The organism is Pseudomonas sp. CFBP 5748, assembly GCF_053850495.1.
The window spans coordinates 534,664-555,748 of record NZ_JBSPTN010000001.1 but is presented as its reverse complement, the minus strand read 5'-3'; the positions used below and the strand labels follow the sequence as shown (position 1 = coordinate 555,748).

Genomic DNA, 21,085 nt, shown 5'->3' with positions numbered 1-21,085 from the left:
CCGGTTGCTGGCAAAAGGCTAAGCTACAGATAGTTACCCTGGGTTAACCCTTGGGCTTGTCATGTTTTTTTCTGCCCGGACGTATCATGCGCAGTCGCCTTTTCAGTGTTTTATCTTGCCTATTTGTATGTGCCACTGCCGTTCAGACCGCCCAGGCAGTGGATATTTCCACACAACGCCAGTATTACGATGAAGCCAAGCGCGCCTTGGCCAAGGGTGATTCCGCCCCCTACTTTCGCTACAGCCAGGCTCTGCGCGATTATCCGCTGGAACCCTACCTGGCCTACGACGAACTGACCGCTCGCCTCAAGAGCGCCAGCAACGCCGAAATCGAGAAATTCCTCGCCGAACACGGTGACCTGCCCCAGGCCAACTGGATGAAGCTGCGCTGGTTGCGCTGGCTGAGCGAGCGCGGCGACTGGGAAACGTTCGTCAAGTATTACGACCCCAAACTCAACTTCACCGAACTGGACTGTCTCAACGCGCAGTACCAGCTCACCCATGGGCTGAAGGCCGAAGGCTACGCCAACACCGAAAAACTGTGGCTCACCGGCAAGTCCCAGCCGCAAGCATGCGATGCGCTGTTCGGCCTGTGGGCATCCCAGGGACAACTGACCGAGCAAAAACGCTGGGAGCGCACCAAACTGGCGGCCCAGGCGCGCAATTACCCGCTGGCCAAGAGCCTGGTCAGCGGCCTGACCACCCTTGCCCCCCGCGGCAGTTTGCTGGTGGACGTCGCGCAGAAACCGGAACTGCTCAACCAACCATCGCGCTTCGCCCCGGCCGATGAACCGATGGCCGATATCGTCAGCCTCGGCCTGCGTCGCCTGGCCCGTCAGGATCCAGAGAAAGCCATGGCGCTGCTGGACGGCTACGCCAGCACCATGCACTTCTCCCGGGATGAAAAAGTCGCGATTGCCCGGGAAATTGGCCTGACCCTGGCCAAGCGCTTCGACAGCCGCGCCCTGGACGTGATGACCAAATACGACCCGGAACTGCGGGACGACACCGTTTCGGAATGGCGCCTGCGCCTGCTGCTGCGCCTGGCCCGCTGGGACGACGCCTATCAGTTGACGCGTCGCTTGCCCGAGTCGCTGGCCAGCACCAACCGCTGGCGCTACTGGCAGGCCCGCGCCTTGGAGCTGGCACAGCCGCAAAACCCCGAGGCGCTGACGCTGTACAAGCATCTGGCCCGTGAGCGGGATTTCTATGGTTTCCTGGCTGCCGACCGCTCCCAGTCACCGTACTCGCTCGTCAACAAACCCCTGGTGATGAGCCAGGCGCTGATCAATAAGGTGCGCAACACGCCCGGAATACGTCGGGCGCTGGAATTTCATGCCCGTGGCGACATCGTCGACGGACGCCGCGAGTGGTATCACGTCAGCCGTCATTTCAGCCGGGACGAAATGGTCGCCCAGGCGAAGCTGGCCTATGATCTGAAATGGTATTTTCCGGCCATCCGCACCATCAGCCAGGCCAAGTACTGGGACGACCTGGACATCCGTTTCCCGATGGCCCACCGCGACACCCTGGTGCGCGAAGCGAAGGTCCGTGGCCTGCATTCGAGCTGGGTGTTCGCGATCACCCGCCAGGAAAGCGCCTTCATGGACGACGCCCGCTCCGGCGTCGGCGCCGCTGGCCTGATGCAGTTGATGCCTGGCACCGCCAAGGAAACCGCGCGCAAATTCAGCATCCCCCTGGCTTCGCCACAGCAGGTGTTGAACCCGGACAAAAACATCCAGCTTGGCGCGGCCTACCTGAGCCAGGTCCACAGCCAGTTCAACGGCAACCGCGTCCTGGCCTCGGCGGCCTACAACGCCGGCCCCGGTCGCGTACGCCAGTGGCTGCGCGGCGCCGACCACTTGAGCTTCGACGTCTGGGTCGAAAGCATCCCGTTCGATGAAACCCGCCAATACGTGCAGAACGTGTTGTCATACTCGGTGATCTACGGCCAGAAGCTCAACTCGCCACAACCGCTGGTGGACTGGCATGAGCGCTACTTTGATGATCAGTGAGGGTTAGCGGCAAGCGGCTCCTGAAAGCAAAAATGCCCGTATTGAAAGATACGGGCATTTTTTTGGTCCGTTACTGGACCTTGTAGGAGCGGGCTTGCTCGCGAAGGCGATGTATCAGCCAACGATGATGCTGACTGACAACCGCTTTCGCGAGCAAGCCCGCTCCCACAGGTGTGCGTAGTCCTCAGTCAGTTGCCGGCTCCAGGCCCACATTGAACTGCAACGCCGCCAACCGCGCATACAGCGCATTGCTGGCCACCAGTTCCTGGTGAGTGCCCACGGCTACCACTTTGCCCTGATCCATCACGGCGATCCGGTCGGCGTTTTTCACCGTGGCCAGGCGGTGGGCGATGACCAGGGTGGTGCGGTTTTTCATCAGGCTGGGCAAGGCCTGCTGGATCAGGTGTTCGCTTTGCGCATCGAGGGCACTGGTGGCTTCGTCCAGCAGCAGGATCGGTGCATCCACCAGCAGCGCCCGGGCGATGGCCAGGCGTTGACGCTGGCCGCCGGAAAGCCCGAGGCCCCCGTCGCCCAGGTGGGTCTGGTAGCCGTCGGGCATTTTTTCGATGAAGTCGTGGGCATGGGCGATCTGCGCAGCCTCGCGCACCTGCTCGGACGTCGCCTCGGGGTTGCCGTAGCGAATGTTCTCTTCAACCGTGCCAAAAAACAGCGCTGGATTTTGCGAAACCAGGGCGAAATGGCGACGCAGGTCCAGCGGATCGAGCTGCGTCAGCGGCACGTCGTCGATGAAGATTTGCCCTTGCACCGGATCGTAGAAACGCAGCAGCAGGTCATACACCGTTGATTTGCCGGCGCCGGAAGGCCCGACCAGGGCGAGGGTTTCGCCAGCGTGGATGGTCAGGTCAAGGCCGTCGACCGCATAGCTTTCCGGCCGGGACGGATAGGAAAAACGCACACCTTCGAGACGCAAATCGCCCCTGACTCGTGCAGGCAATGTCACAAGACCTGCGGCCGGCGGCTGGATGATGTTTTCCGAACGCAGCAACTCGGCAATTCGCTCCGCCGCGCCCGCCGCCCGTTGCAACTCGCCGATCACTTCGCTCAGGGTACCGAAGGCGCTGCCGACGATCAGGCTATAGAACACGAAAGCCGCCAGCTCACCGCCGGAAATCCGCCCGGCGATCACATCCATGCCGCCAACCCAGAGCATCACGCCAACCGCTCCCAGCACCAGCACGATCACCAGGGTGATCAGCCAGGCCCGCTGGGCGATGCGCTTGCGGGCGGTCTCGAAGGCCTGCTCCACCGTCACGGAAAAACGTTGTTCATCCTGGACCTGATGATTGTAAGCCTGCACGGTCTTGATCTGGCCGAGGGTTTCGGAGACGTAACTGCCGACGTCGGCAATGCGGTCCTGGCTCTGACGCGACAGGCTGCGCACCCGGCGGCCGAACACCAGGATCGGCGCCAACACCAACGGCAGGGCAATCACCACGATGCTGGTGAGTTTGGGGTTGGTGATAAACAACAGCACGATGCCGCCCACCACCATCAAGGCGTTGCGCAAAAACAACGACAGCGACGAACCAATCACCGACTGCAGCAGGGTGGTATCGGCGGTCAGGCGCGACTGAATTTCCGAACTGCGGTTGTTCTCGTAGAACCCCGGGTGCAGGTAGACCAAATGGTTGAAGACCTGCCGCCGGATATCCGCCACCACCCGCTCACCGATCCACGACACCAGGTAGAAGCGGGAAAATGTACCAATCGCCAGCCCCACCACCAGCACCATGAACAGACCGATGGACTGATTGAGCAAGTGCGGGGAACGGGTCATGAACCCCTGGTCCACCAACAACCGGATGCCTTGCCCCATGGACAAAGTAATACCGGCGGTAACAATCAGCGCCAGCAAAGCGCCGACGACCTGCTTGCGATAAGGTGCGATAAAACCGCTGGCCAGGTGGATAGCCCGGCGCTGTTGGGAAGAAAGCATCAGAAACGTCCGATAATGCAGCAGAAAAAGGCCGATCAGCGACACCGAAGCGCAGCGCAACCATGTTTGAATCAGAATGAGTCAGGTTAAATATGACCACAACGACTAGGGACTAGATGTTATCGGTCTAAAGTCTGGCTGGAAACGCAACTGTGTTTCTGATTGAGTGGAGGTGTCGCCATGAACCTACAAGGAGTGTCATGGCTCGGTCACCTGGCGACATTAAAGTAGGCACACAACCTGATGAGGAGACAGGCCATGTCCTTGCAACACAGCAGCGACGACAAGATTCAAGTAATCCGCACGCAACCGGACCAGTCCCTGGGCTGCTCGTTCATCGATGCCCAAGGGCGCGAAGTTCCGATCACCGAAGACATGATCCAAAAAGCTTGCAGCGAGCTGGAAAAACGACTGGTCAAGCCTGCCGAACAAAAGTGATACAGCCCGTCTTCAATTGAACCCGACCTTGATGTCGGGTTTTTTATGCCTGCTGACTTTGCAGGCCCTTGTAGTGCAGCTCTTGTGGCGAGGGCGCTTGCTCCCTCGCCACAAGAGCACTCCACGATCTAGATGGCGGTGGCGCCCAGCGCGGTGACGATCTGCTGCAAGGTTGGGGACTGTCCTTCGATACGAACCTTCAAGCTGTCGATTTCCCGTCGCGGCGGGTAGTGCTTGCGCAGGGCATCGAAGGCGCTGCGTTGTTCGCTGACTGTTCCCACCAGGCTGCGGCGAAAGTTCGCATCGTCGCCACGAGGGTCGTACACACCACGGCACAACGTCGCCAGGGCCCAGGCCGGGTCGGTTTCGGCATCCAGGGTAATACCACCCAACCAGGGCCGCGGCAGCAAATCGTTGAGGCTGACTTCAACCGGCCGTTCCAGAAAACCGCATAAGGCCTCGTAGATCTGCGCCGTGCCACGCTGACGGCCATCGAGGCTGTAACCGGCTATGTGGGGAGTGGCGATCACGCACAGGTCAGCCAGGTCGACGTCCACGGTCGGCTCCTGCTCCCAGACATCCAGCACCGCTTGCAGGTCTTCACGCTCCAGCAGCACCTCGCGCAGCGCCGCATTATCGATCACCGGCCCGCGAGCAGCGTTGATCAGCCAGGTGCCAGGCTTGAGCTGGTTCAAACGCGCTTCGTCGAACAGGTGCCAGGTCGGTTGCTCACCGTCGCGGGTCAACGGGGTGTGCAGGCTGATGACGTCGCACTGCTCGATGATCTGCTCCAGGCTTACATAGTCGCCTCCTTCGGCGGCCTGACGCGGCGGATCGCAGACCTTCACGGCCCAGCCAAGCCCCTTTAGCACCTCGATCAAGCGTCCGCCCACCTGGCCTGCGCCGACCACGCCAAAGGTGCGCTGCTTAAGCTGCGCGCCTTCGATTTCAGCCAGGGTCATCAGGCTGCCCAGCACATAGTCCACCACCCCACGGGCATTGCAGCCCGGCGCGCTGGCCCAGCGGATGCCGGCCTCGGCGAAATAATCCAGGTCCAGGTGATCGGTGCCGATGGTGCAAGTGCCGACGAAGCGCACTTTGCTGCCTTCCAGCAATGCCCGATTGACCTGGCTGACCGAGCGCACCAGCAACACATCGGCCTGTTCGACCATCGTCCGGTCGATGCCCCGCCCCGGTACCCGGCGGATTTCGCCGAAACCTTGGAAAAACGCATCAAGCAGGGGGATGTTTTCGTCAGCGACGATCAGCATGGCAGAGCTCCTTTGGCGGGGTTGGCAGTGTAGGCGTTCCCGTAAGTCCGTGCATTAACGGGAGCGAACGATGCTGTGGCCAAGGGATTTCCCCGCTCTTGTGGGAGCAAAGCTTGCTCGCGATGCAGGCGCCTCGGTTCCTTGGGAGACCGCGTCATCTTCATCGCGGGCAAGCCTTGCTCCCACGGGTGCTCGCAAACTGAAAAAGCGATTACAAATCCCCAACACAGGTTTTTTCCTGACCACTGTGTCAAGGCGTAGAATGCGCCGCCTTGCGCTTAATCTTTTCGGACGCTTGCCCTGTGAATCCTGTGATCGACACCCCGACTCCCCTCTCCCGCCCGGCCCGGGTTCGCCGGGAGTTCAAGACACTGCTGGCCCTGGCGCTGCCGATCATGGTGGCGCAACTGGCGACCACCGCCATGGGCTTTGTCGATGCGGTGATGGCCGGGCGTGTCGGCCCGCGGGACCTGGCAGCAGTGGCGTTGGGCAACTCGATCTGGGTGCCGGTGTTCCTGCTGATGACCGGCACACTGCTGGCTACCACGCCGAAAGTCGCCCAGCGCTTCGGCGCCGGTACGTTCGACCAGATCGGCCCGTTGGTGCGCCAGGCGCTGTGGCTGGCATTGGTGGTGGGGTTGACTGCAACGCTGGCGCTGTTCAGCGCCGAGCCGATCCTGCACATCATGAATGTGGACCCCGAATTGATCGGCCCGTGCATGGAATACCTGCGCGGCATCGGCACCGGCCTGCCGGCGGTGGCGCTGTATCACGTACTGCGTTGCTTCAGCGACGGCCTGGGTCGGACCCGCCCGGCCATGGTGTTGGGCTTGTGCGGACTGGCGCTGAACATCCCGCTCAATTACATCTTCATTTACGGGCACCTCGGCGTACCGGCCATGGGCGGCGTCGGGTGCGGCTGGGCTACCGCCATCGTGATGTGGGTCATGGCCCTGGGCATGGCCGGTTGGGCCCGCTGGGCGCCAGCCTATCAGTCAAGCCGCTTGTTCGCCCGTTTTGACTGGCCGCAATGGGCGGTCATCAAGCGCTTGCTGGGCATCGGCCTGCCGATTGGCATCGCAGTGTTTGCCGAGTCGAGCATTTTTGCAGTGATCGCCCTGCTGATCGGCAGCCTCGGCGCCACGGTGGTGGCCGGGCACCAGATCGCGCTGAACTTCAGCTCCCTGGTGTTCATGATCCCCTACTCCCTGGGCATGGCTGTGACGGTGCGGGTTGGCCAGACGCTCGGCCGCGGCCTGCCCCGTGAAGCGCGCTTCGCCGCAGGCGTGGGCATGGGCAGCGCTTTGGCCTACGCCTGCCTGTCGGCGAGCCTGATGTTCGCGCTGCGCGGGCCCATTGCCGCGATCTACACCGCCGATCCGGTGGTGATCAACGTGGCATCGATGCTGATCGTCTACGCGGCGCTGTTTCAGTTTTCCGATGCGATCCAGGTCACGGCGGCGGGCGCGTTGCGCGGCTACCAGGACACTCGGGTGACGATGATCCTGACCTTGTTCGCCTACTGGGGCATTGGCCTGCCAGTGGGTTACGCCCTGGGCCTGACCGACTGGCTCGGCGCACCCAGCGGCCCGAGCGGGTTGTGGCAAGGCCTGATCGTGGGCTTGAGCTGCGCGGCGCTGATGCTGTCGATTCGCCTGGCCCGCAGCGCACGCAAGCAGAACCGCATCAGCCGCACGGTGGGTTAAGCGAGTTTCTTGCGGATCCAGTAGAGGTAGGTGCCGGCTTCCTCCTGCTGGGCCACCAGCTCGTGGTCGAGGAACACGCAAAACTTGGGGATGTCGCGACGGGTCGAGGGGTCGGTGGCAATCACCTTCAGCAACCCACCGGGCGCCAGGTCGCGAATGTGCTGGTGCAGCATCATCACCGGTTCCGGGCAATTGAGACCGGTGGCATCCAGTGTGCCGTCGACCGGCGTATCGTTCATTTCACTCATGTTCTACTCCTGAAACTGGCCGGCATTGTCGCGCAATGTCGGCGCTCGGTCACCTCTGGCTTAACACCGTATCCTGTGGGAGCGGGCTTGCTCGCGAAGGCGATCTGCCTGTTATTCAAATGTTAACTGACCCACCGCTTTCGCGAGCAAGCCCGCTCCCACAAGGAAATCTCATTGCCTTTGAGCGCTAGCGGGACTTGGGTTTCCTGGTATCCAACCGCCGCAGATGGCAGGTCACTTCCTCACGGTCGTGGTACAGCTGCTTGCAGCCGATCTCGACCTTGATACCCCGGGCCTTGAAACCGTCGGCGATGCGTTCGAGCAGGCGTTTGACTTCGGCATAGCGCTGTTTCATCGGCAGCTTGAGATTGACCACCGCCTCGCGACAATGCCCTTCGCCAATCCACTCTTCGAGCATCGCCGCATTGCGCGCCGGTTTCTCGACGATGTCGCAGACCATCCAGTCCACCGGCTGCTTGGGCTTGAACGTAAAACCGTCCGCCATCAGGTGCTGAACCAGGCCGGTGTCCATCAGGCTTTCAGCCATCGGGCCGTTGTCGATAGCGGTCACCAGCATGCCCCGGTTGACCAACTGCCAGGTCCAGCCGCCTGGCGCCGCACCGAGGTCCACACCGGTCATGTCGCTGTGCAGGCGCTCGTCCCACTGGTCCCGGGGGATGAAATGGTGCCAGGCCTCTTCGAGCTTTAGGGTGGAACGGCTCGGCGCTTCCCGGGGGAATTTCAGGCGGGGAATGCCCATGGGCCACATCGCCGAGTTATCGGATTCCGCCAGCCCCAGGAACACTTCGCGGCCACTCTTGAAGGTCAGCAGCAGGCGCGGCTTGTGCGGGTCGTCCACCAGCTTGCCGGCGCCGACCAGGGCCTTGCGCAAGGGGCCTTCGAACTTTTTGCAGAAGTTCGACAGTTCCTTGCCGTCATTGGTGTCCACCACTTCCAGCCACAGGCTGCCGCAGGTCGGGAACTGCGCCATGTGGGCCAGGATGACACTGATGCGGTCGGTTTCCGGCAAGTCGATGAAGGTGCCGCGCGCCCACTGGCGCGGAAAAATCAGTTCGGCGAAACGCTGGCCGCCCATCAGCCGCGCGGCACCGTCGTCTTCGGTGCAGACAAATTCAGCGCAGGCACTGGCCGGTTTGGCCTTGGCGTAGCCGGCCACATTGAGCCGGGCGGCGTGCTCGGCGATCTCGGAACAGACCTCGCCTTCGAAGCCTGGTCGGCAGTGCATGAAAAGCGTGTTCATTGAAACTCCGTAGCAAAGCCTGTCACGAAAACCGCCGCATGATAGCGGACTTCGGAACCCCGAACCTGCCCATAGAGTCCAGTGATTAGTCATACGCTCAAAACAGGGCTAGGTTAAAGGCTCTGTCCGTCCCGTCAGTCCGTAGCCGTGCGGACTCAAAGGAGTCATTTCAATGCCGTCCCTCGATAGCCTGAAAACCCTCAAAACGCTGCAAGTCGACGCCAGGACCTACCATTACTTCAGTCTGCCGGACGCCGCCCGAAGCCTGGGCGACCTGGACAAGCTGCCGATGTCGCTCAAAGTGCTGCTGGAAAACCTGCTGCGCTGGGAAGATGAAAAAACCGTCACCGGCACCGACCTCAAGGCCCTGGCCGGTTGGCTGAAAGAACGTCGTTCCGACCGCGAGATTCAATACCGTCCGGCACGGGTATTAATGCAAGACTTCACTGGTGTCCCCGCCGTGGTCGACCTGGCCGCCATGCGCGCCGCCATGGAAAAGGCCGGCGGCGATCCCCAGCGAATCAACCCGCTGTCGCCGGTGGACCTGGTGATTGACCACTCGGTGATGGTGGACAAGTTCGCCAGCAGCCAGGCATTCGAACAGAACGTCGACATCGAAATGCAGCGCAACGGCGAACGCTACGCCTTCCTGCGTTGGGGCCAAAGCGCCTTCGACAACTTCAGTGTGGTACCGCCGGGCACCGGCATCTGCCACCAGGTCAACCTCGAATACCTGGGCCGCACCGTGTGGACCCGCGAAGAAGACGGTCGCACCTACGCGTTCCCGGATACCCTGGTGGGCACCGACTCCCACACCACCATGATCAATGGCCTCGGTGTGCTGGGTTGGGGGGTCGGCGGGATCGAAGCGGAAGCGGCGATGCTCGGCCAGCCGGTGTCGATGCTCATTCCCGAGGTCATCGGCTTCAAGCTCACCGGCAAGCTGCGCGAAGGCATCACCGCCACTGACCTGGTGCTGACGGTCACGCAGATGCTGCGTAAAAAAGGTGTGGTGGGGAAATTCGTCGAGTTCTATGGCGATGGCCTTGCCGACCTGCCCCTGGCCGACCGCGCCACCATCGCCAATATGGCCCCGGAATACGGCGCCACCTGTGGCTTCTTCCCGGTAGACGATGTGACCCTGGACTACCTGCGCCTGTCCGGGCGGCCGGCGGAAACGGTGAAACTGGTAGAGGCCTATTGCAAAGCCCAGGGCCTGTGGCGATTGCCCGGCCAGGAACCGGTGTTCACCGACACCCTGGAGCTGGACATGGGCAGCGTCGAGGCCAGTCTCGCCGGGCCGAAACGCCCTCAGGACCGTGTCTCGCTGCCGAATGTCGGCCAGGCCTTCAGTGACTTCCTGGGGCTGCAAGTCAAACCCACCAGCAAAGAAGAAGGACGCCTGGAAAGCGAGGGCGGCGGTGGGGTCGCGGTGGGCAACGCCGATCAGGTGGGGGAAACCGAGTACGAATTCGAAGGCCATACCCATCGCCTGAAAAACGGCGCGGTGGTGATCGCCGCCATCACTTCCTGCACCAACACCTCCAACCCCAGCGTGATGATGGCCGCCGGGCTGCTGGCGAAAAAAGCCGTGGAAAAAGGCCTGACCCGCAAGCCTTGGGTCAAGAGCTCCCTGGCGCCGGGCTCCAAGGTGGTTACCGATTACTACAAGGCCGCCGGCCTGACCGAGTACCTGGACAAACTGGGATTCGCCCTGGTGGGCTACGGTTGCACGACGTGCATTGGTAACTCCGGACCGTTGCCGGAGCCGATCGAAAAAGCCATCCAGAAGGCCGATCTGACCGTGGCCTCGGTATTGTCGGGCAACCGCAACTTCGAAGGCCGGGTGCATCCGCTGGTGAAGACCAACTGGTTGGCCTCGCCGCCGCTGGTGGTCGCCTATGCCCTGGCCGGCACGGTGCGTATCGATATCAGCAGCGAGCCGCTGGGCAACGACCGGGACGGCAACCCGGTGTATCTGCGGGACATTTGGCCCAGCAGCCGGGAAGTGGCCGAGGCCGTGGCCCAGGTGAACACCAGCATGTTCCACAAGGAATACGCCGCCGTGTTTGCCGGTGACGAGCAATGGCAGGCCATCGAGGTGCCGCAAGCGGCGACTTACGTCTGGCAGGCCGACTCGACCTACATCCAGCACCCACCGTTCTTCGACGACATCGGCGGGCCGCCACCGGCCGTCAAGAATGTCGAGGGCGCCCGGGTACTGGCCCTGCTGGGGGACTCGGTGACCACCGACCACATCTCCCCCGCCGGCAACATCAAGACCGACAGCCCGGCCGGCCGCTATTTGCGTGAACAGGGCGTCGAGCCGCGGGACTTCAACTCCTACGGTTCAAGGCGCGGCAACCACCAGGTGATGATGCGCGGCACCTTTGCCAATATCCGCATTCGCAACGAAATGCTTGGCGGCGAAGAAGGCGGCAATACGATCTACATCCCCACGGGCGAAAGAATGCCAATCTACGACGCCGCCATGTTGTACCAGGCCCTGGGCACGCCACTGGTGGTGATTGCCGGCCAGGAATATGGCACCGGTTCGAGCCGGGACTGGGCGGCCAAGGGCACGAACCTGCTGGGCGTAAAAGCGGTGATCGCCGAAAGCTTCGAGCGCATCCATCGTTCCAACCTGGTGGGGATGGGCGTACTACCGTTGCAGTTCAAGCTCGATCAGAATCGCAAGAGCCTGAACCTCACGGGCAAGGAAACCCTCGACATCCTGGGGCTCAATGACGTCGAACTGACACCGCGCATGAACCTGCCCGTGGTCATCACCCGGGAAGACGGGCGCCAGGAGCGGATTGAAGTACTGTGTCGAATCGATACCTTGAATGAAGTGGAATACTTCAAGGCCGGAGGAATCCTGCATTACGTCCTACGGCAATTGATTACAGGTTAAAAAGACCCGTCCTACAAAAACACCGCCGCTTAAAGGCGGTGTTTTTGTATGAGCCTGCCTATAATCCCGCCGGCTCTGCCTGCCCGACCCGCCACACCGGTTCCTCAGTCTCAAAAGGATGTGATATGCCTGCCCTACCCTGGCCGTACCTGGCGCTCCTCTCCATCGGCTATGTCTCGGCTTTGGCCTACGGCCAACTGGCCTGGACCGCAGGCATCTCAGTCGCGTTATTGCTATTTGCCGGGTATGCGGTTCGCCAGGAGCAAACGCTGGTTGGCCGGTTTCTCGGACATATCCTTTTCCTGGTAATGGCCCTGGCGCTGGCGCTGCACTGGATGCCGGGCTTTTTCAACGGGCGGGCGATCCCGGCGCAACGCTTGACCGATGATGCCGTGCGGTTCGCCATGTACTTGAATCAGGACAAGCCGCTGATCGGTTTCTGGCTGCTACTGGCCTGCCCGTGGATCGTTGGTCGACGCTCGTTGCGTTTGTCGATCTATGCCACGGCCCTGGGCCTGGCGTTCAGCACGGTGCTGGCCCTCGGCGGAGCGATGCTCCTGGGCATGATCCACTGGGCACCGAAGTGGCCGGACCACGCCTGGCTGTGGGTGCTTAATAATCTTTTATTGGTGACGTTAGTGGAGGAGGCGCTGTTTCGTGGCTACATTCAGGGAGGCCTGAGCCGGCGCTTCAAACATTTGACCCATGGCGACAACCTGGCGCTGCTGCTGGCCTCGCTGCTGTTCGGCCTGGTGCACATCGGCGCGGGCTGGCAATGGGTGCTGCTGTCGGGCCTGGCAGGGGTCGGTTACGGCCTCGCTTATCGTTTTGGCGGCCTGGGCGCCGCGATTACCACCCATTTCGGCCTCAATCTGCTTCATTTCGCCCTATTTACCTACCCGATGCTGGCGTGATAGCGACAGGTAAAAATAGCCTCAATTAAAACCTGACGGCGCCGACAACCTTTCAAAGCCTTGCGGATCTATACACACCATGCGTAACAATCAACCTGTCACACAACGCGAAAGGACCTTCCCGGCCCAGCAACGATTGATTTCCACCACCGACGCCAAGGGTGTAATCACCTACTGCAACGACGCGTTCGTTGAAATCAGTGGGTATACGAAGGAAGAATTGATCCGTTCGCCGCACAACCTGGTGCGTCATCCCGATGTTCCCCCAGCCGTGTTCGCGCATATGTGGGGCACGTTGAAACAAGGCTTGCCATGGATGGGCATCGTCAAGAACCGCAGCAAGAACGGTGACCATTACTGGGTCAACGCCTATGTCACCCCCGTGTTCGAAGGCAACCAGGTCGTCGGCTACGAGTCGGTGCGGGTCAAACCCACCGCCGAACAGATCGCTCGGGCCGAAGCACTCTATCGACGCATCAACCAAGGCAAGGCCGCGGTCCCGGGCAGCGACAAATGGGTGCCGATACTGCAGGACTGGCTGCCGTTTATCCTGGTCAGCCAATTGAGCTTCGTCGTGGGCGCGTTCCTCAACTCCTCCTGGGGCTTTGCCCTGGCGGCCGCGCTGTCAGTGCCCCTGGGACTGATGGGCCTGCAATGGCAACAACGCGGGATCAAGCGCCTGCTGCGCCTGGCCGAGCAAACCACCTCCGATCCACTGATTGCCCAGATGTATACCGATAGCCGTGGCGCCCAGGCGCGCCTGGAGATGTCGATCCTCAGCCAGGAAGCTCGCCTGAAAACCTGCCTGACCCGCCTGCAGGACACCGCTGAGCACCTCAATGATCAGGCGCGCCAGTCCAACACCCTGGCCCACAACAGTTCCAGCGGCCTGGAACGCCAGCGAGTGGAAACCGAACAGGTCGCCACCGCGGTCAACCAGATGGCCGCGACCACCCAGGAAGTCGCCAGCCATGTGCAGCGCACCGCCGACGCCACCCAGGAAGCCAATCGCCTGACCAGTCGCGGCCGCGACATCGCAGGCGAAACCCGTGAAGCCATCGAGCGCCTGTCGGTGGTGGTCGGCGAGACCGGCCAGACCGTGACTCAACTGGCCAAGGACAGCGACGAGATCGGTGGCGTGGTAGATGTGATCAAAGGCATCGCCGACCAGACCAACCTGCTGGCCCTCAATGCCGCCATCGAAGCGGCCCGTGCCGGGGAGATGGGGCGTGGCTTTGCCGTAGTGGCCGATGAAGTGCGGCAATTGGCGCAACGCACCAGCGAATCCACCGGGCAGATCCATGCCCTGATCGCCAAGCTCCAGCAAACCGCGACCAATGCCGTGCAGACTATGGAGGCCGGCCACCGCCAGGCCGAAGAAGGCGTGGCACGGGTCATGGAGGCGGACGCGGCGCTGGTGGGAATCAGCGAAGCAGTGGCCAACATCACCGACATGACCACACAGATCGCTGCCGCTACCGAAGAGCAGAGTTCGGTGGCCGAGGAGATCAGCCGCAACATCAGCAACATCTCGGAACTGGCCGACCAGACCTCGGGCCAGGCCCACAGCTCGGCGTTGCTCAGCGAAGAATTGACCCGCACGGCCAATACGCAGTATTCGTTGGTGGAGCGGTTTAACCGCTGAGAGATGCCTGTTCAATAAAAAACCGGGAAGGTGATACTTCCCGGTTTTTTATTGCCAATTCAAAAGTGGTGTCGCGTTATGAACCGTCTTCGCGAGCAAGCCCGCTCCCACAGGGGATTGCAGTTGCTCCTGCAAACGCATTTCAAAATGTGGGAGCGGGCCTGCTCGCGAAGAGGCCGGGACAGGCGCTATCAATCCTGAAGAAGAAACGCCGCCACCTTGCCCGCCGCCGCCTCCAGATGCTGCTCATGACTAAACCCCGAAGCCTTCAACGGCTTCAGATCATGATCCCCTGCCGCCAGCCACATCACCTCGATGCTTGGTGACAAGGCATATCCCTGCACTGCCTCACGATTGCCCAGCGCATCGCGCTCGCCCTGGACGATCAAGGTTCGGGTCTTCAACGCCGCCAGGTGTTCGACCCGCGGTTTCTCCGGTTTGCCCACCGCATAGAAGGGATAGCCCAGGCACACCAGCGCACCGCTGCCCAACTCATCGGCGAGCAAACTCGCCATGCGTCCGCCCATGGACTTGCCGCCGATAGCCAGCCGCCCAGCGACATAAGGCCGCACCGTGGCGTAAACCTCACGCCAGCACTCCAGCAGCTTCGGTGCCGGGTTGGGTGGGCGCTTGCCCCCATCCAGGCGCCGCTGGGCCATGTAGGGAAACTCGAAACGCAACACGTTGACGCCATGCGCGGCAAGGCGCGCAGCCATTTCTTCCATGAAGCCGCTGTCCATCGGCGCACCGGCACCATGGGCCAGGACCAGGGTCGGCGCCTTGGCGCTGGCAACCGCTTGTCCGGCTGTCCATAGCCAGCCGTGTTCGGCCACACATCGCGCCCATTGATCCCCGTCAATACTGGCCTTGTGCTGTTTGTCCATGCTGATCTCGCTTTTAGTCTGCCTATAACTCCAGGCGAAGAACGCCGCACTGCCTTGCGCAGGCGCTCACTTCGGCTGAACCGTGGATGGGGAACCATGAACACTTCTATCAGTACCGCCTACAACTACAAGGTGGTCCGCCAATTCGCCATTATGACGGTGGTGTGGGGCATCGTCGGCATGGGCCTCGGGGTTTTTCTCGCGGCCCAATTGGTCTGGCCACAGCTCAACTTCGATTTGCCCTGGACCAGCTTTGGCCGTCTGCGCCCGCTGCACACCAACGCAGTGATCTTCGCCTTCGGCGGCTGCGCCCTGTTCGCCAGTTCGTTCTACTCGGTGCAACGCACCTGCCAGACCCAGCTGTTCGCGCCGAAAATCGCCGCGTTCTGCTTCTGGGGCTGGCAACTGGTGATCCTGCTGGCGGCCATCAGCCTGCCACTGGGCTACACCAGTTCCAAGGAATACGCCGAACTGGAATGGCCGATCGATATCTTGATCACCATCGTCTGGGTTGCCTACGCCATCGTGTTCTTCGGCACCGTGGCCAAGCGCAACACCAAGCACATCTACGTCGGTAACTGGTTCTTCGGCGGGTTCATCCTGACCGTGGCGATCCTGCACATCGTCAACAACCTGGAACTGCCAGTGAGCTTCACCAAGTCCTACTCGGTGTACGCCGGGGCTACCGATGCGATGGTGCAATGGTGGTACGGCCACAACGCCGTGGGCTTTTTCCTCACCGCAGGCTTCCTGGGGATGATGTACTACTTCGTGCCGAAACAGGCCGAGCGCCCGGTGTATTCCTATCGCTTGTCCATCGTGCATTTCTGGGCGCTGATCACCCTGTACATCTGGGCAGGTCCCCACCACCTGCACTACACCGCGCTGCCGGACTGGGCACAGTCGTTGGGCATGGTGATGTCGCTGATCCTGCTGGCGCCAAGCTGGGGCGGCATGATCAACGGCATGATGACCCTCTCGGGTGCCTGGCATAAATTGCGCAGTGACCCGATCCTGCGCTTCCTCGTCGTGTCCCTGGCGTTCTACGGCATGTCGACCTTCGAAGGTCCGATGATGGCCATCAAGACCGTCAACGCCCTCTCCCACTACACCGACTGGACCATCGGCCACGTCCACGCTGGCGCGCTGGGCTGGGTCGCGATGATCTCCATCGGGGCGCTCTACCATATGATCCCGAAAGTCTTCGGCCGGCCACAGATGCACAGCATCGGCCTGATCAACGCGCACTTCTGGCTCGCGACCATCGGCACCGTGCTGTACATCGCCTCCATGTGGGTCAACGGCATCGCCCAGGGCCTGATGTGGCGCGCGGTGAACGAGGACGGCACGCTCACCTACTCCTTCGTCGAAACCCTGGTGGCCAGCCACCCCGGCTTCGTCGTACGGCTGGCAGGCGGGGCGATCTTCCTCCTCGGCATGCTGCTGATGGCCTACAACACCTGGCGCACCGTGCGGGCCTACCAGCCTGCCGAAGCCGCCGCTGCCGCGCAGATGGCCTGAGGAGTCCACCATGAAACACGAAACAATCGAAAAAAACGTCGGCCTGCTGATGCTGCTGATGGTGTTGGCCGTGAGCATTGGCGGCCTGACTCAGATCGTGCCGCTGTTCTTCCAGGACGTGACCAATAAACCGGTGGACGGCATGAAGCCCTACACCGCCTTGCAACTGGAAGGCCGCGACATCTACATCCGCGAAGGTTGCGTCGGTTGCCATTCGCAGATGATCCGTCCGTTCCGCGCCGAGACCGAACGCTACGGCCACTATTCGGTGGCGGGCGAAAGCGTCTGGGACCACCCGTTCCTGTGGGGCTCCAAGCGTACCGGGCCGGACCTGGCACGGGTCGGCGCGCGCTACTCCGATGACTGGCACCGCGCCCACTTGTACAACCCGCGCAACGTCGTGCCCGAGTCGAAAATGCCGGCCTACCCATGGCTGGTGACCCAAGCGGTGGACAGCAGCCATACCGAAGGCAAGCTGCGCGCCATGCGCACCCTGGGCGTGCCGTATACCGACGACGACATCACCGGCAGCGTGGCCTCGCTCAAGGGCAAGACCGAAATGGATGCGCTGGTGGCGTACCTGCAAGTGCTCGGCACTGCCATCAAGAGCAAGAGGTGAGCCATGGTTCTTGAAATGAGTACAGGAATGATCCGCGGCCTGGGCACGGTCGTGGTGTTCGTGGCCTTCATCGGCCTGACCCTCTGGGTATTCAGCAGCAAACGCGGCCCGGAATTCGCCCAGGCGCGCCTGCTGCCGTTCGCCGACGAGCCGCCCGCCGACCTCGCCACCCCCCAAGACCCTGCAACAAGGAGTACCCGGCCATGACCACCTTCTGGAGTACGTGGATCTGCGTACTGACCATCGGCAGCCTGATCGGCCTGACCTGGCTGCTGATCGGCACCCGCAAGGGCGAGACCAAGGGCAGCGTCGACCAGACCATGGGCCACAGCTTCGATGGCATCGAGGAGTACGACAACCCACTGCCGCAGTGGTGGTTCCTGTTGTTCGCCGGCACCCTGGTGTTTTCCGTCGGCTACCTGGTCCTCTATCCTGGCCTGGGCAACTGGAAAGGCATCCTGCCAGGCTACGAGAATGGTTGGACCGGCGCCCATGAATGGGAAAAGGAAATGGCCAAGGCCGATGCCAAGTTCGGCCCGATCTTCGCCAAATTCGCCGCCATGCCAGTGGAAGAAGTTGCCAAAGACCCACAGGCCTTGAAGATGGGCGGCCGCCTGTTCGCCTCCAACTGCTCGGTCTGCCACGGCTCGGACGCCAAGGGCGCCTTCGGCTTCCCGAACCTGGCCGACAGCAACTGGCGCTGGGGCGGCACTGCCGACACCATCAAGACCACCATCATGGGCGGCCGCATGGCGGCAATGCCGGCCTGGGGCGAAGTGTTGGGGGAAGCCGGGGTCAAGAACGTGGCTGCGTATGTGCGTCACGACCTGGCCGGCCTGCCTCTGCCAGCGGACAGCGGCGCCGACCTGCAAGCCGGCCAGCAGGCATTCAACACCACCTGCGTGGCTTGCCACGGCGCCAACGGCCAGGGCACCGAAGCCATGGGGGCGCCGAACCTGACGCAACCGGCCGGCTTCATCTACGGCACCAGCCTGGCACAGTTGCAGCAGACCATTCGCCATGGCCGCCAAGGCCATATGCCGGCGCAAAATGAACTGCTCGGCAATGACAAAGTGCAACTGCTGGCCGCCTACGTCTACAGCCTGTCCCACACCGCCGGCGCCGAACGCCTGCAAGCTGAAAGTAAAAGCGAATAAATCCTGACCACACGAACAGCCGCATCCATCCGGATGCGGCGGTTCCGTGCCCCTGCGCGACGCATTGTCGCACCCTTCCATAGTCTGCCTTTCGGTTCTCCCTAATCGGGTCTAAGCTTGCCTCTGCGTGCACTGGCGATTGCCGGTTTCAGGTCGACCCGACCCGATGTGTTCGACAATCCGTTCGGCAAAAAAGACCGCAAAGGCAGGTAGACAACGGCTGTTGCGACAGTTGCCTGGCATCCCCCGAACGCAGTGTTTGAACATACCCCGTTACAACCGACCCGACCCCCTCGCCTGTTTCCTTCGTTGCGACATTTTGCCGAGGGCCAATTTTGTCCCTACACGGAACATGGAAAGGCCGCAGAATCAGCTTTGGAAAGCATTGACCCAGGTCATGGCGCGTTGCAATGACCCCCCGCTTTCTCCATACTTGCGACCGATTTTTATCCTAATAAAACACCCAAACCGTGGAACCTTAGAATGAGCACAGCAATCAGTCCGACTGCTTATAACTATAAGGTAGTCCGCCAGTTCGCCATCATGACGGTGGTCTGGGGGATCCTTGGCATGGGGCTCGGTGTCTTCATCGCCTCGCAACTGGTCTGGCCGGAATTGAATTTCGGTCTGCCATGGACGACGTTTGGACGCCTGCGCCCGTTGCACACCAACCTGGTGATCTTCGCCTTCGGTGGTTGTGCATTGTTTGCCACTTCCTATTACGTCGTGCAGCGAACCTGCCAAACGCGACTGATTTCCGACAGCCTCGCGGCCTTCACCTTCTGGGGTTGGCAAGCGGTCATCGTCGGTGCGATCGTAACCTTGCCACTGGGTTACACCACCACCAAGGAATACGCGGAGCTGGAATGGCCCCTGGCTATCCTGCTGGCCATCGTCTGGGTGACCTACGGTTTGGTGTTCTTCGGCACCATCGTCAAGCGCAAGACCAAGCATATCTATGTGGGTAACTGGTTCTACGGTGCCTTCATCGTCGTGACGGCCATGCTGCACATCGTCAACCACGCGTCCCTGCCGGTCAGCTTCTTCAAGTCGTACTCGGCCTACTCGGGCGCGACCGACGCAATGATCCAGTGGTGGTACGGCCACAACGCGGTGGGCTTCTTCCTGACCACCGGTTTCCTGGGGATGATGTACTACTTCGTGCCGAAACAGGCCGAGCGTCCGATCTACTCCTATCGCCTGTCCATCGTCCACTTCTGGGCGCTGATCACCCTGTACATCTGGGCCGGTCCGCACCACCTGCACTACACCGCGTTGCCGGATTGGGCGCAGTCCCTGGGCATGGCGATGTCGATCATCCTGCTGGCGCCAAGCTGGGGCGGCATGATCAACGGCATGATGACCCTGTCGGGTGCCTGGCATAAATTGCGCACCGACCCGATCCTGCGCTTTCTGGTGGTTTCCCTGGCGTTCTACGGCATGTCGACCTTCGAAGGCCCGATGATGGCCATCAAGACCGTCAACTCCCTGAGCCACTACACCGACTGGACCATCGGCCATGTACACGCCGGCGCGCTCGGTTGGGTCGCGATGATTTCCATCGGCGCCATCTACCACATGATCCCGAAACTGTTCGGTCGTGCGCAGATGCACAGCACCGGCCTGATCAACGCGCACTTCTGGCTCGCGACCATCGGTACCGTGCTCTACATCGCCTCGATGTGGGTCAACGGCATCACTCAGGGCCTGATGTGGCGTGCAATCAACGACGACGGCACCTTGACCTACTCGTTCGTCGAAGCGCTGCAAGCCAGCCACCCTGGCTTCATCGTGCGTGCCCTGGGCGGCGCGTTCTTCGCCAGCGGCATGCTGTTCATGGCCTACAACGTGTATCGCACCGTTCGTGCCTCTGACCCGGCTGAAGCTGAAGCCGCCGCCAAGATCGCCGTAGTTGGAGCTCACTGATGAAGCACGAAGCAGTAGAGAAGAATATTGGCCTGCTGGCCTTCTTCATGGTCATCGCTGTCAGCATCGGCGGCCTGACCCAGATCGTTCCGCTGTTCTTCCAGGACGTGACCAACAAGCCGGTCGAAGGCATGAAGCCGCGTACCGCCCTTGAACTGGAAGGCCGCGACGTCTACATCGCCAACGGCTGTGTCGGCTGCCACTCGCAGATGATCCGTCCGTTCCGCGCCGAGACCGAACGCTACGGCCACTACTCGGTCGCTGGTGAAAGCGTCTGGGACCACCCATTCCTGTGGGGTTCCAAGCGTACCGGCCCGGACCTGGCCCGCGTTGGCGGCCGCTACTCCGACGACTGGCAGCGTGCGCACCTGTACAACCCGCGCAACGTGGTGCCTGAGTCGAAAATGCCGGCCTACCCGTTCCTCGTAGAAAACAAGCTCGACGGCAAAGACACCGCCAAGAAAATGGAAGTCTTGCGCACCCTGGGCGTGCCTTACACCGACGAAGACATCGCCGGTGCCAAGGATGCCGTCAAGGGCAAGACCGAAATGGACGCGCTGGTGGCCTATCTGCAAGGCCTGGGCACCATCATCAAAAGCAAACGGTGAT

At 61.6% G+C, this 21,085-nt stretch carries 17 protein-coding genes; 12 read left to right on the top strand and 5 right to left on the bottom strand.

Features of this window, described 5'->3' with window-relative positions:
* Positions 1-86 precede the first annotated feature (86 nt).
* Positions 87-2,015: a transglycosylase SLT domain-containing protein gene (locus ACWNZ1_RS02520; protein ID WP_135844522.1), complete on the top strand. Its 1,929-nt coding sequence runs from the start codon at positions 87-89 to the stop codon at positions 2,013-2,015.
* Positions 2,016-2,199: 184 nt separating this feature from the next.
* Here the strand turns inward: ACWNZ1_RS02520 and ACWNZ1_RS02515 are convergent, their stop codons facing one another.
* Positions 2,200-3,972 (bottom strand): ABC transporter transmembrane domain-containing protein, encoded by a 1,773-nt coding sequence (locus ACWNZ1_RS02515; protein ID WP_135844521.1) that lies wholly within the window; start codon positions 3,970-3,972, stop codon positions 2,200-2,202.
* 258 nt (positions 3,973-4,230) lie between these two features.
* Here ACWNZ1_RS02515 and ACWNZ1_RS02510 point away from each other — a divergent pair, with 258 nt between their 5' ends.
* Positions 4,231-4,410 (top strand): PA1571 family protein, encoded by a 180-nt coding sequence (locus ACWNZ1_RS02510; RefSeq protein ID WP_003199629.1) that lies wholly within the window; start codon positions 4,231-4,233, stop codon positions 4,408-4,410.
* 128 nt (positions 4,411-4,538) lie between these two features.
* Here ACWNZ1_RS02510 and pdxB read toward each other — a convergent pair whose 3' ends face one another.
* Complete coding sequence (gene pdxB / locus ACWNZ1_RS02505) at positions 4,539-5,681, bottom strand: 4-phosphoerythronate dehydrogenase PdxB (protein ID WP_135844520.1); 1,143 nt, start codon at positions 5,679-5,681, stop codon at positions 4,539-4,541.
* A 302-nt stretch (positions 5,682-5,983) separates the two neighbouring features.
* Here pdxB and ACWNZ1_RS02500 point away from each other — a divergent pair, with 302 nt between their 5' ends.
* A complete protein-coding gene (locus tag ACWNZ1_RS02500) occupies positions 5,984-7,387 on the top strand; it encodes an MATE family efflux transporter (protein ID WP_456027324.1) in 1,404 nt (467 codons plus the stop codon).
* Here ACWNZ1_RS02500 and tusA read toward each other — a convergent pair.
* Entirely contained in the window at positions 7,384-7,635 is a 252-nt protein-coding gene (gene tusA, locus ACWNZ1_RS02495) for a sulfurtransferase TusA (protein WP_003183455.1), read from the bottom strand. The genes ACWNZ1_RS02500 and tusA overlap by 4 nt on opposite strands.
* Before the next feature lie 187 nt (positions 7,636-7,822).
* Positions 7,823-8,896 carry a 23S rRNA (cytidine(2498)-2'-O)-methyltransferase RlmM gene (rlmM, locus tag ACWNZ1_RS02490; protein WP_135844518.1) on the bottom strand — a complete coding sequence of 358 codons (1,074 nt, stop codon included), beginning with the start codon at positions 8,894-8,896 and terminating at the stop codon, positions 7,823-7,825.
* Between the two features lie 172 nt (positions 8,897-9,068).
* Between rlmM and acnA the strand changes: the two genes are divergently transcribed.
* From acnA to ACWNZ1_RS02475, 3 genes are all read left to right on the top strand, one after another.
* Positions 9,069-11,810 (top strand): aconitate hydratase AcnA, encoded by a 2,742-nt coding sequence (acnA, locus tag ACWNZ1_RS02485; RefSeq protein ID WP_256452429.1) that lies wholly within the window; start codon positions 9,069-9,071, stop codon positions 11,808-11,810.
* A 125-nt stretch (positions 11,811-11,935) separates the two neighbouring features.
* A complete protein-coding gene (locus tag ACWNZ1_RS02480) occupies positions 11,936-12,724 on the top strand; it encodes a CPBP family intramembrane glutamic endopeptidase (RefSeq protein ID WP_265072856.1) in 789 nt (262 codons plus the stop codon).
* A gap of 79 nt (positions 12,725-12,803) precedes the next feature.
* Positions 12,804-14,369, top strand: coding sequence for a methyl-accepting chemotaxis protein (locus ACWNZ1_RS02475; protein WP_135844515.1), 1,566 nt, complete (start codon positions 12,804-12,806; stop codon positions 14,367-14,369).
* A 191-nt stretch (positions 14,370-14,560) separates the two neighbouring features.
* Here the strand turns inward: ACWNZ1_RS02475 and ACWNZ1_RS02470 are convergent, their stop codons facing one another.
* Positions 14,561-15,253 carry an alpha/beta family hydrolase gene (locus ACWNZ1_RS02470; protein WP_456027323.1) on the bottom strand — a complete coding sequence of 231 codons (693 nt, stop codon included), beginning with the start codon at positions 15,251-15,253 and terminating at the stop codon, positions 14,561-14,563.
* Between the two features lie 96 nt (positions 15,254-15,349).
* Here ACWNZ1_RS02470 and ccoN (ACWNZ1_RS02465) point away from each other — a divergent pair, with 96 nt between their 5' ends.
* From ccoN (ACWNZ1_RS02465) to ccoO (ACWNZ1_RS02440), 6 genes are all read left to right on the top strand, one after another.
* Positions 15,350-16,774 (top strand): cytochrome-c oxidase, cbb3-type subunit I, encoded by a 1,425-nt coding sequence (ccoN, locus tag ACWNZ1_RS02465; RefSeq protein ID WP_014339375.1) that lies wholly within the window; start codon positions 15,350-15,352, stop codon positions 16,772-16,774.
* Positions 16,775-16,784: 10 nt separating this feature from the next.
* The gene (gene ccoO, locus ACWNZ1_RS02460) at positions 16,785-17,393 is read left to right on the top strand and encodes a cytochrome-c oxidase, cbb3-type subunit II (RefSeq protein ID WP_014339376.1); all 609 of its coding nucleotides are present in this window, start codon (positions 16,785-16,787) and stop codon (positions 17,391-17,393) included.
* A 3-nt stretch (positions 17,394-17,396) separates the two neighbouring features.
* Positions 17,397-17,600 carry a cbb3-type cytochrome oxidase subunit 3 gene (locus ACWNZ1_RS02455; protein WP_135844513.1) on the top strand — a complete coding sequence of 68 codons (204 nt, stop codon included), beginning with the start codon at positions 17,397-17,399 and terminating at the stop codon, positions 17,598-17,600.
* Entirely contained in the window at positions 17,597-18,550 is a 954-nt protein-coding gene (gene ccoP, locus ACWNZ1_RS02450) for a cytochrome-c oxidase, cbb3-type subunit III (protein ID WP_135844512.1), read from the top strand. Before ACWNZ1_RS02455 ends, ccoP begins: the two co-directional genes overlap by 4 nt.
* A gap of 483 nt (positions 18,551-19,033) precedes the next feature.
* Positions 19,034-20,476: a cytochrome-c oxidase, cbb3-type subunit I gene (gene ccoN / locus ACWNZ1_RS02445; RefSeq protein ID WP_123414475.1), complete on the top strand. Its 1,443-nt coding sequence runs from the start codon at positions 19,034-19,036 to the stop codon at positions 20,474-20,476.
* Complete coding sequence (ccoO, locus tag ACWNZ1_RS02440) at positions 20,476-21,084, top strand: cytochrome-c oxidase, cbb3-type subunit II (protein WP_009042961.1); 609 nt, start codon at positions 20,476-20,478, stop codon at positions 21,082-21,084. Before ccoN (ACWNZ1_RS02445) ends, ccoO (ACWNZ1_RS02440) begins: the two co-directional genes overlap by 1 nt.
* Position 21,085: the final 1 nt, after the last annotated feature.

What these genes read in the sequence shown, in the direction of transcription:
- ccoO (WP_009042961.1), top strand. Translation starts at nt 20,476, where the DNA reads ATGAAGCACGAAGCAGTAGAGAAGAATATTGGCCTGCTGGCCTTCTTC.
- ACWNZ1_RS02480 (WP_265072856.1), top strand. Translation starts at nt 11,936, where the DNA reads ATGCCTGCCCTACCCTGGCCGTACCTGGCGCTCCTCTCCATCGGCTAT.
- tusA (WP_003183455.1), bottom strand. Translation starts at nt 7,635, where the DNA reads ATGAGTGAAATGAACGATACGCCGGTCGACGGCACACTGGATGCCACC.
- ACWNZ1_RS02515 (WP_135844521.1), bottom strand. Translation starts at nt 3,972, where the DNA reads ATGCTTTCTTCCCAACAGCGCCGGGCTATCCACCTGGCCAGCGGTTTT.
- ccoN (WP_123414475.1), top strand. Translation starts at nt 19,034, where the DNA reads ATGAGCACAGCAATCAGTCCGACTGCTTATAACTATAAGGTAGTCCGC.
- acnA (WP_256452429.1), top strand. Translation starts at nt 9,069, where the DNA reads ATGCCGTCCCTCGATAGCCTGAAAACCCTCAAAACGCTGCAAGTCGAC.
- ACWNZ1_RS02510 (WP_003199629.1), top strand. Translation starts at nt 4,231, where the DNA reads ATGTCCTTGCAACACAGCAGCGACGACAAGATTCAAGTAATCCGCACG.
- rlmM (WP_135844518.1), bottom strand. Translation starts at nt 8,896, where the DNA reads ATGAACACGCTTTTCATGCACTGCCGACCAGGCTTCGAAGGCGAGGTC.
- ACWNZ1_RS02455 (WP_135844513.1), top strand. Translation starts at nt 17,397, where the DNA reads ATGGTTCTTGAAATGAGTACAGGAATGATCCGCGGCCTGGGCACGGTC.
- ccoP (WP_135844512.1), top strand. Translation starts at nt 17,597, where the DNA reads ATGACCACCTTCTGGAGTACGTGGATCTGCGTACTGACCATCGGCAGC.
- ACWNZ1_RS02475 (WP_135844515.1), top strand. Translation starts at nt 12,804, where the DNA reads ATGCGTAACAATCAACCTGTCACACAACGCGAAAGGACCTTCCCGGCC.
- ACWNZ1_RS02470 (WP_456027323.1), bottom strand. Translation starts at nt 15,253, where the DNA reads ATGGACAAACAGCACAAGGCCAGTATTGACGGGGATCAATGGGCGCGA.
- ccoO (WP_014339376.1), top strand. Translation starts at nt 16,785, where the DNA reads ATGAAACACGAAACAATCGAAAAAAACGTCGGCCTGCTGATGCTGCTG.
- pdxB (WP_135844520.1), bottom strand. Translation starts at nt 5,681, where the DNA reads ATGCTGATCGTCGCTGACGAAAACATCCCCCTGCTTGATGCGTTTTTC.
- ccoN (WP_014339375.1), top strand. Translation starts at nt 15,350, where the DNA reads ATGAACACTTCTATCAGTACCGCCTACAACTACAAGGTGGTCCGCCAA.
- ACWNZ1_RS02520 (WP_135844522.1), top strand. Translation starts at nt 87, where the DNA reads ATGCGCAGTCGCCTTTTCAGTGTTTTATCTTGCCTATTTGTATGTGCC.